The sequence below is a fragment of the Cupriavidus sp. 207A1 genome (assembly GCF_057798955.1).
Genome location: NZ_JBYOJO010000001.1, coordinates 533,259 through 547,733, shown reverse-complemented (window position 1 = coordinate 547,733; position 14,475 = coordinate 533,259). Strand labels below are relative to the sequence as shown.

Here is a 14,475-nt window from a genome sequence, read left to right as displayed (position 1 = left end):
CTCACTCCCGATACAGATTCACGACCTTGCCGGCGCTGTGCAGCGACGGCCGGTAGTCGAGCAGGCGCGACAGCTCGCCCGCGGTGTTCCTCACCTTCTCCACCATCGCGTCCAGCTGTTCCGGATCGATATGCGCGGCGGGGATGGTGGCGCCCAGCGCCGCCACCACCTTGCCGGTGCGGTCGCGCACCGGCGCGGCAATGGTCGAGATGCTCGATTCGAAAAAGCCTTCCTGCAGCACGTAGCCGCGCTCGCGGTCGCGCTGGACGATGGCGAAGAGCGCATCGACCGTGCGCGGCGTGCTGTCGGAGAACACTTCCAGCTGCGGCTCCGGGTAAAGTGCGCGCAGGTCCGCCAGCGACAGGTCTTCCAGCAGCACCCGGCCCAGCACCGTGGCATGCGCGGGCAAGCGCGTGCCGACGTTGACCGAGCTGGCGAAGGGCCGCGGCGACACCGCCTTGGCCACGTAGACGATCGAACGGCCGTCGCGCACCACCAGGTTGGTCGGGTAGCCGATCTCGTCGCGAAGCCGCTCCAGCAGCGGTCGGCCCAGCTCGGTCAGCTCCAGCGACGCCAGGTACTCGAACCCGAGCCGCAGCACCGCCATGCCCAGCCGGAAATCCCGCCCGCCATCGGCGCGCTCGACAAAGCCCAGCATTTCCAGCGTGGCCAGCAGGCGGAACACGGTGGAGCGCGGCACCTTCAGGCGGCGCGCCAGTTCCGCGGCCGACATGGTGCGGTCCTTGCTGCTGAACTCGCCGAGCAGGCGCAGGCCGCGTTCCAGGCCCGGAACGATGTACTTGTCCGGGGTCTCGTTGGCGGCTGGCGTCGTCGGGATGGCGTTGGTGCTCATGGTCGGGGCATGCGGTCGGGCCGATGGGCGCGTCAGCGCTTGACCTTGGTCAGCGGATGCTCGGGCGGGTAGGTCGGCGTGATCGGCTTCTTGGCGCCGAGCATCACGCACATCAGCGCGTCTTCCTCGCCGATATTGATTTCCTCGCGGTACACGCCCGGCGGCACCGAGACCAGGTCGCGGTCGGTCAGGATGGTCTCGAAGCGCTCGCCATCCTTTTCCAGGATCAGCTTGATCTTGCCGCGCAGGATGAAGAACACCTCCTCCACGTCGGTGTGCAGGTGCGACGGGCCTTCATGGCCGGCCGGGATGATCATCGTCGAGAAGGTGAAGTGCTCCGACGGCACGGTGTTGGTGTCCGCGGCCACGCCGGTGCCGCCGGTGCCCAGGTAGCGCATCTGCGCGCGGCGGTACTTGGGGTCGTAATCGGCCTGGAACTTCAGCGCGTCCCAGTCGTACTTGCGCGTGGAGAAGCGCGCCACGCGGCTTTCCATCCACTGGTCGAACGAGGCGCCGTCCGGCTGGTCCCAGGAACGTTTGATGTTTTGCTGTTGGGAAAGATCGCTCATTTGGATTCCTTCGGTTTTCTTCAGTGGATTTCGGATCAATGCATGACAAAGCCGCCGTTGACCGCCAGCGTCTGGCCGGTCACGAACCGGGCGAGGTCGGACAATGCAAACAGCACCGCGCCGCAGACATCGTCGGGCAGTTGCTCGCGCGAGATCGCGCGTTGCTCGCGGTACAGGTCGTGCCGGTGCTGGGGCACGTACTCGGTGGCTTCGACCAGCGTCAGGCCCGGCGCCACGGCGTTGACCGTGATCTGGTCGCGGCCCAGTTCGCGTGCCAGCGAACGGGTCATGCCGATGATGGCGCTCTTGCTGGCCACGTAGGCGAGCAGGTTGGGCGCGCCCCACAGCGGCGTGTCAGAGGCCAGGTTGACCACCGCGCCACGTCCGCTGGCGCGCAGCGCCGGCAGGCAGGCGGCAGTCATCAGCCAGGTGCCGCGCACGTTGACGTTCATCACGCGGTCCCAGGTGGCAATGTCGATGGCGCTGGCGTCGCGGCCGCCGGAGTCGGTCACGGCGGCGTTGTTGACCAGGCCGTCGAGGCCGCCCAGTGCCTTCACCGCGGCGTCGGCGCAAGCCTGCACCGAGGCGGGATCCGACAGGTCCAGCGTGACCGGCACCACCTTCAGGCCGCGGGCGCGCAGTGCGTCGGCTTCCTGCTGCAGGCGTTCGGCCAGGATATCGGCCATGGCCACGCTGGCGCCGGCTTCGGCCAGCGACCTGGCGAAGGCAAGGCCCAGGCCGCGCGCGGCACCGGTGACCAGCACCTTGCGGCCGGCCAGCAGCGTGTTGTTGGCGATGGACTCAGGCATGGCTGGCGGCTCCGGCGGGCTTCAGCATGGCAACCGGCTCGTCGGCGACTTCCTGCTCGGCGCGGCGCTTGAGCAGACGGCGCACGCGGGTGATGCCGGCGTCGTGCTGGTACAGCATCTCGTGGTCGCGGGCGTTCGGCGCCATCATTTCCAGCACCACGCGGTCCTGCTCCAGCACGTCCCAGTGCAGCTGCTCCAGGCGGTTGCGATACAGGAAGCGCCACACGTCGCGTTCCCAGCCCTGCACGTGGCGGGTACGCCAGAAGAACACCATGCAGTGGTCTTCATCCACCGGCGTGGCCATGCCGACGATGCCGAACGGACCGCCGGGGCCGACCTTGGCGCGGTACGGGATCGCCAGGCGCAGCCACAGCGTGCCGGTCTCGCCGAATTCCACCCAGTCGAAGTTGACGCCGCGCTGGCCGGTCTTCTCGAACACCAGGCCGTGCTCGGTCTCGCGGATCTGCATCACCGCGGACTTCTCGCCGGAGGCCATCGAGTGCGACACCGCATGCAGGTAGGCGCCGTGCATCGGGTCCATCACGTTGTCGATGGCGTAGCGGTAGTTGCAGTCCCAGTGCGCCACGCACAGGAAGTTGCTGTGTTCGTCGCTGACCAGCTCTTCCGGCAGGCGCAGCTCGTCCGGGCTGCCTTCGCCCTGCGGGGCCTGGTCGCCGAACCACAGGAAGATCGCGCCGGCCTTCTCCTGCACCGGATAGGTGCGCACGCAGGTGCGGCCTTCCAGCGGGCAGCTTTCCACCGCCGGCACGCTCTTGACCTGGCCGTCGCCGCCGACCTCGACGCCGTGGTACCAGCAGGCAACGCGGTCGCCCAGGTTCCAGCCCATCGACAGGCGCGCGCCGCGGTGCGGGCAGCGGTCTTCCAGCGCGTGGACCTGGCCGGCGCCATCGCGCCAAAGCACGATGTTCTGGCTCAGGCGGGTGATGCCGATCGGGGCGTGGGACACGGCCCACGAGGCGGCGACGGGGTACCAGTAGTTGCGCAGGCCGGTGTTGAGGCGGGCTTCGGCGCGGGCTTGCTTGTTCGATTCCATGTGGTTCTCGCTTAGACGCTGTGCTGGGGCGGCGGGGGCTCAGGCGCCCAGGCGGCGCATTTCCGACAGGAAGCGCTCTTCGGTCCAGGGCTGGCTGTCGACGGTCAGGAAGCCGGCGGCGTTGAACGCGCGCACGATGTCCTGCGGGTTCTGCGCGCCGCCCTCGAAGGCAGCTTCGAGCGCGTCGCCCAGCGCGTTCTCATAAGCGCTCGGGGCGCTGGCGCGGGTCTGCCAGACGATGTTGGCGACCTTGCCGGGTCGCTCGATATGGCCCTTGCCTGCCACGTTGTTCGGCGCCGGACGCTCCCAGGGCACCAGGTTCGGGTTGTACGAGAGGCTTTCCATTGCGCTTGGCTCCATGTCTTGCAGCTGGGGGACCGTGTTCCGCGTGCGTGGTCGGCCGGTCTGCTGGCTGCCGCGCTACGTTTTACTAATGAAACACTGGTTTAGATATTGAACACAGGTACGACTATAGACAACGACGGCCTAAAAATTGACTGGGGTTAACCCGCGACTGGGCAGATTGCCCGGCGGCGCGGCACATGTCGGCGCCGCCTTTGCGGGACTGCGGCGGCAGACGCCGCCGCGGGGATCACTGCCCGGCCGACAGGGCCGAACGGATCAGACGCGCCGTGGCAGCGGCCTGGTCGATATAGCAGGCGTGCCCGGCATCCGGGATCAGCGAGAACGGCAGGCCGAAGCGTTCTGCCAGCGCCGCGCAGGCCGGCGGCGTGGTGACGATATCGCGGCCGCCGCAGGCGATCTGCGTTGGCAGCCGGTCGGGGCGCCGCGCCAGGTAGGCATCGATGTCGTCGCCGCACAGCATCGCCACCGCCTGGCGATAGCCGTCCGGGTTCAGCCGCCGCATGTTCCAGCGCACCCAGGCCTGCGCGCCCGCATCGGCCGCTTCGCTGAGCAGCCGGGCCGGGCCGCGCTGCGCCAGCCCGTCGACGCCCAGCGAAGCCAGCGCCTCCAGGCGCTGGCTTGCCACCGCGCTGGCCTGCGCCTCCTTGCCAGGCGCGCCGTAGCCTTGCGCCACGCTCAGCAGCAGCAGGCGATCTGGTAGCTCGCGCGCGGTGGCGGCATAGGCGGCCGCCATCAGCGCGCCCAGCGAATGCCCGATCACCAGCGTCGGCTGCACGCCGAGCGCCGCCAGCAGGCCCTCGAGTCGCCGCGCATAGTCCACGGCCAGCGGCCGGGCCTGCGCCAGCGGCGAGGAATCGCCGTAGCCCGGCGCGTCCCAGGCGATCACGCGCGCATGCGCGGCGAGCAGGCTGGCGCAGGGCAGCCACGACGCCGCCCCGGAGCTGATGCCATGCAGCAGCACCACCACCGGCCCGGAGCCGCCGCCGCAGCGGTAGGCCACGCGCTCGCCATCCACCTGCGCCACGCGCTGGGCAAAGCCGCTGTCCAGGGCGTCCAGCACGCCACGGTCCGGTTCGACAAGCGTCTGACGCTGATTTTGTTCCATATATAAAACTGTAGTTGGCAAATAAAACCCTTTAAGCATAGGCGCTGCACAAGGGCTACCGGGATCAGGGTTAACGATAGGCCTGCCTCCAAACGGCGTCGCCACGCCAACCGGCGCCGTCCGGGCCCGCCGCTTTAGGGATAACCCTCCTCACATGTTCCGGAAAGTCACGGCTATATTTTGCCAAGCGTTTCTTATGTTGTTTGATGTTCCATATATAAAACACAAAAGAGACGAAGACGACATCCGGTGCCGCCATCCGCAGGGGTACCGGAGCACAAGAGCAAAACACCACAAGACGGAAAACGGAAGGAAACTGGTAGATGAAACTTGCACGAACCGCCGCGGCGCTGCTTGCGGCCTCCCCCCTGCTGGCCTCGGCGCAATCGGCGCAATCGTCGGTGACGCTGTACGGCGTGATCGACAGCGGCGTCGAATACGTCAGCAATGTCGGCGCCAACGGCGACGGCCTGGTGCGCATGCCCAACAACACCGCCACGGTGCCGTCGCGCTGGGGTATCCGCGGCACGGAAGACCTGGGCGGCGGGCTGAAGGGCCTGTTCGTGCTGGAATCGGGCTTCTCGCCGGACACCGGCAGCGCCAACCAGGGCGGCCGCCTGTTCGGGCGCCAGGCGCTGGTGGGCCTGAGCAACCCCTACGGCCAGCTGTCGTTCGGTCGCCAGTACACCATGCTGTTCTGGGCCATCCTGGACAGCGATATCCTGGGGCCCAACGTCTACGGCTCCGGCTCGCTGGACAGCTACCTGCCCAATACGCGCGCCGACAATGCGGTCGCGTACAAGGCCAACTTCAACGGTTTCGTCGTCGGCGCCACCTACAGCTTCGGGCGCGACGCGGTCAACGCCGGGCCCAGCCCCGCCGGCACCAACTGCGCGGGCGAGAACCCCGCCGACAAGAAGGCGTGCCGCGAATGGTCGGCCATGGTCGGCTACGACAACAAGACCTGGGGCGTGATCGCGGCGTACGACTCGCAGCGCGGTGGCCCCGGCGCTTTCGGCGGCCTGACCAGCAGCAACCTGACCGACGATCGCCTGTCGCTGGGCGGCTACATGCTGCTGAAGAACACCAAGCTCGGCGCCGGCTGGATCCGCCGCGACAACGAGGGCAGCCCGACGCCGGTCAGCGACCTGTACTACGCCGGCGTCTCGCACGACATCACGCCCGCGGTCAACCTGGCCGGGCAGGTGTACTTCCTGAACTATCACGGCAGCGACAACCAGGCCATGCTGTACGCGCTGCGCGCGACCTACAGTTTCAGCAAGCGCACCTCGGTCTATGCCACCGCGGGCTTTATCAACAACGGTGGCCAGCTTGCCATGTCGGTCAGCGGCGGCTCGCCCGGTTCGGCCCCGCGTCCGGGCGAGAACCAGTGGGGCTCGATGCTCGGCATCAAGCACATTTTCTGAGTCCGTCGATCCATCGTCGCCGCCGGCGCCGCGCGCCGGATTCCACTCCACGCGGCACCGCCCCCGGGCCGGTGCCCGGTTTTACCGAGGTCTGAAGATCATGAAGTCCGCACGACGCCACCTCCTGGCCACCCTGGCCGCCGCCACGCTCGCTCCCGCCGCCTTGCTGGGCGCCAACGGCGCGCTGGCCCAGGGTTCGTACCCGAGCAAGCCCGTCACCATCGTCGTCGCCTACCCCGCCGGCGGCGACGTCGACGTGCTGGCACGCATGCTGGCCGAGAAGCTCGCCCCGCGCCTGAAGCAATCCGTGGTGGTGGAAAACCGCACCGGCGCCGCAGGCACCATCGGCAGCGCCTACGTGGCGCGCGCCAACCCGGACGGCCACACGCTGCTGCTGGCGCCCAACACCGTCGCCATCGCGCCGCTGGTGCTGCGCGCCGGCACCGGCGCCAGCTACGACGTGCAGCAAGACTTCACGCCGATCAGCCAGATCGGCACGCAGTCGCTGTTCGTGGTGGTCAACAAGGGCACCGGCATCACCAAGGTCAGCGACCTGGTGGCGCGCGCCAAGGCCGGCAAGGTCGAGACCTATGCCACCCCGGGCAACGGCTCGCCGATGCACATCATGGGCGAGCTGTTCAACAAGTCTGCCGGCATCAAGATCAGCCAGGTGCCATACCGCGGCCTGGCGCCCGCCATCGTCGACGTGATCGGCGGCCAGGTGCCGGTCACCTACATCACCTACGGCGCGATTTCGCAGTACGTCGGCAACGGCAGCCTGGTGCCGCTGGCGGTGGCCGACCAGAAACGCTCGCCGTTCGCGCCCAACGTGCCGACGCTGGCCGAACTGGGCTACAAGGATGTCGAGATCGGCGCCTGGCAGGCGCTGCTGGGGCCGAAGAACATGCCGCCCGAGGTGGTGCGCACGCTCAACGCGCACGTCAACGAGATCCTGAAAATGCCCGACGTGGTGGCGCGCATGGCCACCATCGCCGTCACGCCATCCGGCGGCGAGCCGGCCGTTCTGTCCAGGCTGATCGCCAGCGATACCTCGCGCTACACCAAGGTCGTGAAGGAGTTCGGCATCCAGGCCGACTGACCGTGGTTCGCAGGCACGGCCAGCGAGGCCGCTGCGTGCCTGTAAGAACTACCATTCGATACCTGCGATATAGCGGCGCCGGCGCCACGGCGCGGCCGCTCCAGGCTGTCCGCCGGCTGGCAAGAATGTTGCACCGGTGCCGGCATGGACTTTTCTATCGACTGGCGTGAAGCGCTCTTCTTCACCGTCTCGCCGCTCGAAACCATCGTGCGCGGCACGGTCATGTACTGGTCGCTGTTCCTGCTGTTCCGCTTCGTGGTGCGGCGCGATATCGGCTCGATGGGCATCGCCGACCTGCTGCTGATTGTCATCGTCGCCGACGCGGCGCAGAACGGCATGGCGGGCAAGGGCGAAGGCGTGGCCGACGCCGTGCTGCTGGTAATCACGCTGATCGCCTGGAACCGGCTGATCGACTTCCTCGCCTACAAATACCCGGGCTTCCAGCGCTTTGCCGAAGCCAAGAAGGTGCTGCTGGTGCGCGACGGCGTCAAACTGCACGAGAACATGCGGCGCGAGAACATCACCGACGAGGAACTCGAGGCCAAGTACCGCCAGCATGGCGTCGATTCCATCGAAGGCGTCAAGGCGCTCTACCTCGAAGCCGATGGCAAGGTCAGCGTGATCAAGAAGGAGTAGGCCTCCGGGCCCGCCACAAGCAAAAGCCCGCCGGGTCGCGGCGGGCTTTTGTCGTGCGGGGCGGGCTTCAGTTCACCTGCCGGTTCATGCCTTCCCAGAAAGGCTCGCGCAGCTTGCGGCGCAGCAGCTTGCCCGACGGGTTGCGCGGCAGCGCATCGACGAACTCGATGCTCTTCGGCACCTTGAACCCGGCCACACGCTGGCGCGTCCAGGCGAGGATGGCATCGCGGTCGGCCGCCTGCCCCGGCTTGAGCACGACGATGGCCTTGACCGCCTCGCCCCACTTCTCGTCCGGCACGCCGATCACGGCCACGTCGGCCACCTGCGGATGGCCGTAGATGGCGCTTTCGACCTCGGCCGGATAGACGTTCTCGCCGCCGCTGATGATCATGTCCTTGACGCGGTCGTGGATGTACAGGTAGCCCTCGGCATCCATGTAGCCGGCGTCACCGGTGCGCAGCCAGCCGTCGGCATCGATGGTGCGCGCGGTCTCTTCGGGCTGCTTCCAGTAGCCGGCCATGTTGTGCTGCGAGCGCACCACCACCTCGCCGACCTCACCCGGCGCCAGCTTGCGCCCTTCGTAATCCACCACCCTCAGCTCGACCCCCGGCAGCGCCTTGCCCGCGGCGCGCATGCGGGGCACCTCGTCGGTGGTGTGGTCCTCGGGCGGCAGCGCGACGATGGTGCCGGTGGTCTCGGTCATGCCGTACTGCTGCACGAAGCCGCAGCCGAACACCTCGATGCCCTCGCGCAGCAGCGCCGCGGGAATCGGCGCGGCGCCGTACAGCAGGTACTTCAGGCGCGAATAGTCGACCTGGCGCGCGCGCGGGTCGCGCAGCACGATCTGCATCGCGGCCGGCACCAGGAACAGCTTGCTGACGCGCTCGTGCTCGATAAAGTCGAGCACCGCGCGCGGATCGAACTCGCGCGCGACCACGCCCTTGGCGCCCGACAGCAGGTTGCGCAGGCCCCAGCCGGAGCCGCCGATATGCGCCACCGGCATCGCCACCAGCGAAATATCGTCGGCCACCCAATGCGACCACGCCAGGTGTTCGCGCTCGCTGACCTCGGTGCCGATGGTCAGGTTGCGGTGCGTCAGCATCGCCCCCTTGGGCCGCCCGGTGGTGCCGGACGTGTACAGTTGCAGCACCACGTCGTGCGCGGCCGGCTCATGGGCGGGCGGCGTGGCCGGATGCGCGTCGCGCCAGCCGGTGTAGCACGGCGAGTCGCCCTGCCCGGCGCACGGCTCCATCACCACCACCTTGCGCACCAGCGGCAGCCCCGGCAGCAAGTTGCGCACCATCGCCGCCGACTCGGCACCGACAAACAGCACCACCGCATCGCAATGCGCGAGGATGAACTCGACCTCGGGCGGCGCCAGGCGCCAGCTGGCCGGCGCCATCACCGCGCCGGTCTTGCCCGCACCCAGCAGCAGTTCGAAATAGTGGTCGCTGTTCTTGCCGACATAGGCGATGCGATCGCCCGCGCGCACGCCTTCGGCCAGCAGGGCCTGCGCCACGCGGTCCGTGTTGCGCTCGAATTCGGCGTAGGTGGTCTGCCGGCCTTCGAACGAATACGCCACCGCCTCCGGCCGCAGGCGCGCGAAATGGCGCACCGCGTGAGGCAGCGTCGTCAGATAGCTGAAATCCATCCGCGTCTCCCAAAGATTTCATGCCATGGGCGGACTCGCGCGACGCGGGTCGCCCATGGCGACAGGCAAGAGGGGGTTTAGCGCGGCGCCATGCGGATGGCGCCATCCAGGCGCACCGACTCGCCGTTGAAATAGCCGTTGCGGCACATCTCGACGGCCAGCGACGCAAACTCTTCCGGCTGCCCCAGGCGCTTGGGGAATGGCACCGAGGCGGCCAGCGCGGCCTTGACGTTATCGGCCGCGCCCTGCAGCAGCGGCGTATTGAAGATGCCCGGCAGGATGGTGTTGACGCGGATGCCCTCGCCCGCCAGGTCGCGCGCGATCGGCAGCGTCATGCCGACCACGCCGGCCTTCGACGCCGAGTACGCCGCCTGCCCCATCTGGCCGTCCTGCGCCGCCACCGACGCGGTGTTGATGATCACGCCGCGCTCGCCGCCCGCGGTGTCCAGCGTCAGCATGCCGGCGGCCGAACGCGCGATGCAGCGGAACGTGCCGATCAGGTTGATCTGGATGATGCGCTCGAAGGCATCGGACGGGAAATGCTTGATCTGGTCCGGCGCCTCCTTGGAGCGCGAGGCGGTCTTGATCGCATTGCCGGTGCCGGCGCAGTTGACCAGGATGCGCTCCTGGCCGATGGCGGCGCGTGCCTTGGCAAAGCCGGCCTCGACCTCGGCCTCGGAGGTCACGTTGACCTGGCAGAACACGCCGCCGAGTTCACGCGCCAGCGCCTCGCCCTTCTCGGCGTTCAGGTCGAACAGTGCCACGCGCACGCCCTGTGCCGCCAGCGCCCGCGCGGTTGCCGCGCCCAGTCCCGAAGCGCCGCCCGTCACTACTGCCGATACCGATGCATTGAGTTCCATGCCGTCTTTCCTTTGTCTCTTGTTGCCGTGCGGCCGGCGCTGCCCGACCGCGTTCTGGTTGAAGCCGGCAGGCGCGAAAAACGCCTGTACCGGAGTGGGTTCGAGATTCGGGGATCGGGGCCGCCGATGCATCGTCTGAAGCGACGAATGCGACGAATGCGCCCGATGCGCGCGCCAGAACGCCGCCCGGCACACCACGCGACCGATGCGTTACAGTGGCGCGATCGATGGCCATTCCGGCGCCGGTGCAAGCCGGCAGACGATCACCCGCCATGCGCAAACCCGAACCTCACGCCTTTGCCCGGCGCCGCCGGCATGCCGCCCTGGCCTGGCTGGCCGGCCTGCTGGCGCTGCTGTGCGCCATGCCCGCGGCTCCGGCCGGCCCGCTCGCCGCCTTGCTGGCGCCGGCGGAAAAACCCGCGGCCGCCGCCAGCGCCCCCGCCGCCAGCATGCCGCTGGCGCAGTCGCTGGACCAGGTCATCGCCACGCTGCAGGACGACGGCGCGCGGCGCGCGCTGGTAGGCCAGCTGCAAACCCTGCGGCAGGGCCTGGCGGCGTCAGCCGCAATGGCGCCGCCGGCCGCGGCCTCGGCCCCCGGGCTGATCGGTGCCATGGCGCAGGTGCTGGACGAAGTCGACTCGCACCTGCGCGAAGACCGCGGCCCGTGGCAATACTGGGGCTGGCGCTCGCGCTTCGCGGCCGAGGAATGGCGCGCCGCGCTGACGCAGGGCGGCACGCGCACCGGCCTGGACTCGCTGCGCGAATTCGCGCTGGTGCTGGCGGCATGGGCGGTGTGCGGCTGGCTGCTGTACGAGGCCGGCCACCGGCTGCGGCGGCGGCGCACCGCGGGCACCGCGCGCGCGCCGCGCGGCAAGCTGCCGGAACTGCCCTCGTGGGTCGACGTCGGCCTCTACATGCTGCGCCATATCGGGCCCTGGGTGGTGGCATTCGGGCTGACGCTGTTGCTGGCCCGGCACCTGTTCGCGCAGTCGCCGGCCAGCGTCGCCGCGGTGCTGGTGGCCTACGCGATCGTGGCCGGCGCGATCGCCGCGGCGGTGTGCCAGGTCATCTTCGCGCTGTTCCGCAGCGCACACCGGCAGCTGGCGGTGCGGCAACTGCTGGCGCGTTCGCCGTGGCTGCTGTTCTGCACCGGCGCGCTGGCGGCACTGGGCAACGGCGCCGCCGACGGCCGCATGGTCGCGTTGCTGGGCAGCAACCTGTCGGCGCTGGTCTCCACCCTGGCCAATATCGCCGCGGCGCTCGGCATCGGTGCGTTCGCGCTGTGTTTTCGGCGCCAGATCGGCCAGCTGATCAGCCAGCGGCCGTTGCCCTTCCGCCAGGCCCATCCCGCCGTGACCGACCTGCTGCGCCTGGCCGGCCACGCCTGGCACCTGCCGGTGCTGGCCGTGGTGGTGGCGTCAGTGATCGGCACGGTGCTGGCCACGGGGCATGCCGACGTGTTCCTGCGCCGCACGGTGGCATCGGTGGCACTGTTTGTCGCCGCGCTGCTGATGACGATGGTGCTGGGGCGCTCGCCCAAGGCCGACGCGCGCGCGCCGCGCATCCGCGACCGGCGCCGCTCGGCCTACCTGCAGCGCTTCGGGCGCTTTGCGCTGGCGCTGGCGCGTGTGGTGGTGTGGGCAGGGTTCGTGGAAATGGTCATGCGCGTGTGGGGCTCTTCGCTGGTGCGGCTGGCCGAGTCGTCGGCCGCCGGACGCCACCTGACCGAGGCCGCGTTGCGCGTCACCGGTACGGTGCTGCTGGCCTGGCTGGTCTGGCTGCTGATCGATACCGCCATCACGCAGTCCTTGTCGCCCGCGCACGCGCGCGCGGCACAGCCCAGCCTGCGCGCCAGGACCATCCTGCCGCTGGTGCGCAATGCCTCGTTCATCGGCCTGCTGGTGCTCACCGTGATCGTGGTGCTCGCCAACCTGGGGGTCAACGTGACGCCGCTGCTGGCCGGCGCGGGAGTGGTCGGCCTGGCCATCGGCTTCGGCGCGCAAAGCCTGGTGCAGGACCTGATCACCGGCCTGTTTATCGTGGTCGAGGATTCCATCGCCATCGGCGACTCGATCGAGCTGCCCGACCACGCCGGCGTGGTCGAGGCCATGACCATCCGCACCGTCAAGCTGCGCGACGGCCGCGGCGCGCTGCATACGCTGCCATACAGCCAGATCAAGGCCGTCAAGAATCTCTCGCGCGGCTACGGCTATGCCGTGCTCAGTATCGGCATCAGCTACCAGAGCGACCTGGACCGGGCGCTGGAACTGATCCGCGCCACCGGCGCCGAGCTGGCGCGCGACCTCCGCTTCGGCCACAAGCTGATGTCCGGGCTCGAGATCCTCGGCCTGGATCGCTTCGACCCGAGCGGCCCGGTGGTGCTGGCACAGATCAAGACCCGGCCGCTGATGCAGGCGGAAATCACGCGTGCCTTCAATGCCAGGCTCAAGCGCAACTTCGACGCCAGCGGCATCCGCATGGCATCACCGAACCTGACCATCCAGGTGGACGGCGGGACGGCGGAGCTGCCCGTCGGGGAACTGGCGCCGAAAGGCGCGCCGCCGTGACCGCTGGCCCATGCCGGCGGCTCATCCGTACCCGGGGGCTATGCGCCCGGGAACCCCGACCGGGTGGGGACTTAATAGAAATCTTGCGCCGCACAATCGGGGTTTCCCCCCCCAAGCACGGGGTATAAAACATACAACATTGTTTGGCATGATTGCGGCACGGCAAGCGCGACCTACTTGGCGCTGCCGGCAGCAGCCGTATCGGCGCCACTACAGAACGCCAGAACGGAACCGATAGTACGTAGGGATGTGGCCACTTGCCGTGGCGCAGAGCAAGAGGCGTTTGCCACCGGGGGGATCTGAACATGGGCGAACACCCGACAACAGACGAGGACTTCCATCGTCTGGTCGACTCCATCTATGAGTCCGCGCTGGATGTCGCGGCCATGCCCGCCGCCCTCGATCTCTTTTCACGATACACCTGCACCGTCAGCCCCCGCTACCTGATCTGGGACAAGCTGGCCGGCCATGCCCGGCTGGGCGTGACCCCGCACGGCTGCTTCACCACAGGGGCCACCCTGCCGGACTGCCTGCCCGGACCGCTCGACTGGTCTGGCCACGGCGCCGGCCACGCCCCGCTGGACGCCGCCCCGCTGTGCTGCGGCGGTGCCGCCGCAGCGGCGCCGCCGCTGGCCTGCCGCGAGCTGGAACAGGGCATCCGGCTGGTCGAGAACGCCGAAGTCTGCGTGCTGATGAGCGGCACCAACGCCGGCAGCATCAGCGCGGGCCAGCGCGAGCGGCGCCTGTCCCACGTCATGCCGCACTGGGTGCGCGCCGCGCGCATGCAGCAGCGCAACTTTGAACTGAGCGGGCTGGCCAGCCTGGGCCTGGCCGGGCTCGACACCCTGGATTTCGGCGTGATGGTGCTGCAGGCCGACCTGCGCGTGCGCTATGCCAACAGCTGGGCCGAAGCGCTGGTGCAGGCCGACAGCCATCTGTCGCTGCAGGACGGCGTGCTGCGCGCCCACAGCGACACGCTGCAGGCGGTGCTGCGCAAGCTGCTCGACGGCGCCATGCGCGGCCGCGGCGCCGACGCCGCGTCCGGCTCCTGGATGCATATCACCTCGGGCGGGCAGCCGGTGCCCATCATCGTCACCCCGCTGGTGTCGCGCCAGCCGGTGGAGGGCCCGTGGCAGCTGCCGGCGGCAATGCTGCTGCTGGGCAACTCCGAATCGCGCTCGGTGCTGGATGCCGGCGTGCTGACCTCGCTGTTCGGGCTGTCGCGCAAGGAAAGCATCATTGCCATCCGGCTGGCCGCCGGCGAAACCCTCAATGAAATCGCCGAGCGCGAGTTCCTCTCGCCCCATACCGTGCGCGTGCATATCCGCGACACGCTGCGCAAGACCGGCACGCACCGCCAGTCCGAGCTGGTGCGGCTGCTGCACCTGCTGCCCGGCGTGAACCTGGAGCGCGCCGGCGTGACTTCCGCGGTGCGGCCGCGCGCCCCGCGCCCACGCGCCGCCTGAGGCGGCGCACCGC

General features: G+C 69.0%; 13 protein-coding genes. 5 read left to right on the top strand and 8 right to left on the bottom strand.

What is annotated here, in order from left to right:
* Window position 1: 1 nt before the first annotated feature.
* The 6 genes from AC3FMM_RS02475 to AC3FMM_RS02450 all read right to left on the bottom strand — a co-directional run bounded on the left by AC3FMM_RS02475 (window position 2) and on the right by AC3FMM_RS02450 (window position 4,756).
* Window positions 2-853 (bottom strand): IclR family transcriptional regulator, encoded by an 852-nt coding sequence (locus tag AC3FMM_RS02475; RefSeq protein ID WP_116313581.1) that lies wholly within the window; start codon window positions 851-853, stop codon window positions 2-4.
* A gap of 32 nt (window positions 854-885) precedes the next feature.
* Entirely contained in the window at window positions 886-1,422 is a 537-nt protein-coding gene (locus AC3FMM_RS02470) for a cupin domain-containing protein (RefSeq protein ID WP_115712610.1), read from the bottom strand.
* A 35-nt stretch (window positions 1,423-1,457) separates the two neighbouring features.
* Window positions 1,458-2,231, bottom strand: coding sequence for an SDR family oxidoreductase (locus AC3FMM_RS02465; RefSeq protein ID WP_414248992.1), 774 nt, complete (start codon window positions 2,229-2,231; stop codon window positions 1,458-1,460).
* Window positions 2,224-3,285, bottom strand: coding sequence for an aromatic ring-hydroxylating dioxygenase subunit alpha (locus AC3FMM_RS02460; RefSeq protein WP_414248993.1), 1,062 nt, complete (start codon window positions 3,283-3,285; stop codon window positions 2,224-2,226). Before AC3FMM_RS02460 ends, AC3FMM_RS02465 begins: the two co-directional genes overlap by 8 nt.
* Before the next feature lie 39 nt (window positions 3,286-3,324).
* A complete protein-coding gene (locus tag AC3FMM_RS02455) occupies window positions 3,325-3,630 on the bottom strand; it encodes a recombinase-like helix-turn-helix domain-containing protein (RefSeq protein WP_240987740.1) in 306 nt (101 codons plus the stop codon).
* 247 nt (window positions 3,631-3,877) lie between these two features.
* A complete protein-coding gene (locus AC3FMM_RS02450) occupies window positions 3,878-4,756 on the bottom strand; it encodes an alpha/beta fold hydrolase (protein ID WP_488686072.1) in 879 nt (292 codons plus the stop codon).
* 323 nt (window positions 4,757-5,079) lie between these two features.
* Between AC3FMM_RS02450 and AC3FMM_RS02445 the strand changes: the two genes are divergently transcribed.
* From AC3FMM_RS02445 to AC3FMM_RS02435, 3 genes are all read left to right on the top strand, one after another.
* The gene (locus AC3FMM_RS02445; protein ID WP_115712600.1) at window positions 5,080-6,183 is read left to right on the top strand and encodes a porin; all 1,104 of its coding nucleotides are present in this window, start codon (window positions 5,080-5,082) and stop codon (window positions 6,181-6,183) included.
* A gap of 100 nt (window positions 6,184-6,283) precedes the next feature.
* Entirely contained in the window at window positions 6,284-7,282 is a 999-nt protein-coding gene (locus AC3FMM_RS02440; protein ID WP_115712598.1) for a Bug family tripartite tricarboxylate transporter substrate binding protein, read from the top strand.
* Between the two features lie 144 nt (window positions 7,283-7,426).
* Window positions 7,427-7,918, top strand: coding sequence for a DUF421 domain-containing protein (locus AC3FMM_RS02435; protein WP_115712596.1), 492 nt, complete (start codon window positions 7,427-7,429; stop codon window positions 7,916-7,918).
* Between the two features lie 67 nt (window positions 7,919-7,985).
* Here the strand turns inward: AC3FMM_RS02435 and AC3FMM_RS02430 are convergent, their stop codons facing one another.
* Both AC3FMM_RS02430 and AC3FMM_RS02425 read right to left on the bottom strand, forming a co-directional pair.
* Complete coding sequence (locus AC3FMM_RS02430) at window positions 7,986-9,569, bottom strand: fatty acid--CoA ligase (protein WP_488686071.1); 1,584 nt, start codon at window positions 9,567-9,569, stop codon at window positions 7,986-7,988.
* 77 nt (window positions 9,570-9,646) lie between these two features.
* Window positions 9,647-10,429: an SDR family NAD(P)-dependent oxidoreductase gene (locus tag AC3FMM_RS02425; protein ID WP_115712592.1), complete on the bottom strand. Its 783-nt coding sequence runs from the start codon at window positions 10,427-10,429 to the stop codon at window positions 9,647-9,649.
* A gap of 272 nt (window positions 10,430-10,701) precedes the next feature.
* On the opposite strand from AC3FMM_RS02425, the gene AC3FMM_RS02420 reads away from it, so the two are divergent.
* Together AC3FMM_RS02420 and AC3FMM_RS02415 are read left to right on the top strand one after the other, a co-directional pair.
* Complete coding sequence (locus AC3FMM_RS02420; protein WP_414248996.1) at window positions 10,702-12,996, top strand: mechanosensitive ion channel domain-containing protein; 2,295 nt, start codon at window positions 10,702-10,704, stop codon at window positions 12,994-12,996.
* Between the two features lie 305 nt (window positions 12,997-13,301).
* Entirely contained in the window at window positions 13,302-14,462 is a 1,161-nt protein-coding gene (locus AC3FMM_RS02415; protein ID WP_115712589.1) for a helix-turn-helix transcriptional regulator, read from the top strand.
* Window positions 14,463-14,475: the final 13 nt, after the last annotated feature.

What these genes read in the sequence shown, in the direction of transcription:
- AC3FMM_RS02475 (WP_116313581.1), bottom strand. Translation starts at nt 853, where the DNA reads ATGAGCACCAACGCCATCCCGACGACGCCAGCCGCCAACGAGACCCCG.
- AC3FMM_RS02470 (WP_115712610.1), bottom strand. Translation starts at nt 1,422, where the DNA reads ATGAGCGATCTTTCCCAACAGCAAAACATCAAACGTTCCTGGGACCAG.
- AC3FMM_RS02465 (WP_414248992.1), bottom strand. Translation starts at nt 2,231, where the DNA reads ATGCCTGAGTCCATCGCCAACAACACGCTGCTGGCCGGCCGCAAGGTG.
- AC3FMM_RS02460 (WP_414248993.1), bottom strand. Translation starts at nt 3,285, where the DNA reads ATGGAATCGAACAAGCAAGCCCGCGCCGAAGCCCGCCTCAACACCGGC.
- AC3FMM_RS02455 (WP_240987740.1), bottom strand. Translation starts at nt 3,630, where the DNA reads ATGGAAAGCCTCTCGTACAACCCGAACCTGGTGCCCTGGGAGCGTCCG.
- AC3FMM_RS02450 (WP_488686072.1), bottom strand. Translation starts at nt 4,756, where the DNA reads ATGGAACAAAATCAGCGTCAGACGCTTGTCGAACCGGACCGTGGCGTG.
- AC3FMM_RS02445 (WP_115712600.1), top strand. Translation starts at nt 5,080, where the DNA reads ATGAAACTTGCACGAACCGCCGCGGCGCTGCTTGCGGCCTCCCCCCTG.
- AC3FMM_RS02440 (WP_115712598.1), top strand. Translation starts at nt 6,284, where the DNA reads ATGAAGTCCGCACGACGCCACCTCCTGGCCACCCTGGCCGCCGCCACG.
- AC3FMM_RS02435 (WP_115712596.1), top strand. Translation starts at nt 7,427, where the DNA reads ATGGACTTTTCTATCGACTGGCGTGAAGCGCTCTTCTTCACCGTCTCG.
- AC3FMM_RS02430 (WP_488686071.1), bottom strand. Translation starts at nt 9,569, where the DNA reads ATGGATTTCAGCTATCTGACGACGCTGCCTCACGCGGTGCGCCATTTC.
- AC3FMM_RS02425 (WP_115712592.1), bottom strand. Translation starts at nt 10,429, where the DNA reads ATGGAACTCAATGCATCGGTATCGGCAGTAGTGACGGGCGGCGCTTCG.
- AC3FMM_RS02420 (WP_414248996.1), top strand. Translation starts at nt 10,702, where the DNA reads ATGCGCAAACCCGAACCTCACGCCTTTGCCCGGCGCCGCCGGCATGCC.
- AC3FMM_RS02415 (WP_115712589.1), top strand. Translation starts at nt 13,302, where the DNA reads ATGGGCGAACACCCGACAACAGACGAGGACTTCCATCGTCTGGTCGAC.